Here is a 544-nt window from a genome sequence, read left to right on the forward strand (position 1 = left end):
ACATAAGCAAGCAGCAGTTGCTTGAGGTGACGGAGGAACAGTGGCAAAAACTGGGCTTCCCTAAGTCGAGCCGCCAACAATGGATTACCCAATTGAGCTTTATCTTCCCAAGTATCAAAAATGGCGATGAACTTACCTACGTCACTGATGGAGATAAGGGACAGATCATCTATCGCCAAGCAGGAACTAAAACGCAAAAAATGGTTGGCGAAATAACGGACGAACGTATGAACGATGCATTCCTGTCTATTTGGTTGTCACCAAAAACGGAATTTCCAAAGCTGCGTAAACAACTTATAGGACAAGTCAGACGGTGAACATCTTTAAAACGATATCGCGATACTTTGCTGCGTGCGTTGTTGTTACGTTGAGTGCTTGCTCGGCGGATATAGACAATTACCAAGCATCTACGCCGCCATTTAATTTATTTGAATATTTTGATGGCAATGTGAAGGCATGGGGAATGGTGCAAGATTATTCCGAGAAACAAACACGCCGCTTTGAGGTTGATATTGTCGGTACGATAGCGGGTGATGAATTGGTT

Annotated in this window: 1 protein-coding gene and 1 pseudogene; both read left to right on the forward strand. The window is 43.8% G+C overall.

The annotated features are described in order from the left end of the window. A pseudogene (locus R7044_RS27470) lies at positions 1-317 on the forward strand (chalcone isomerase family protein); the annotation flags it as partial. Next, positions 314-544, forward strand: a 231-nt coding sequence (locus R7044_RS27475) for a DUF3833 family protein (protein WP_225456260.1), incomplete at its 3' end; no start/stop codon positions are given. The pseudogene R7044_RS27470 and the gene R7044_RS27475, both read left to right, overlap by 4 nt.

Source organism: Vibrio sp. 1402, from assembly GCF_033340275.1.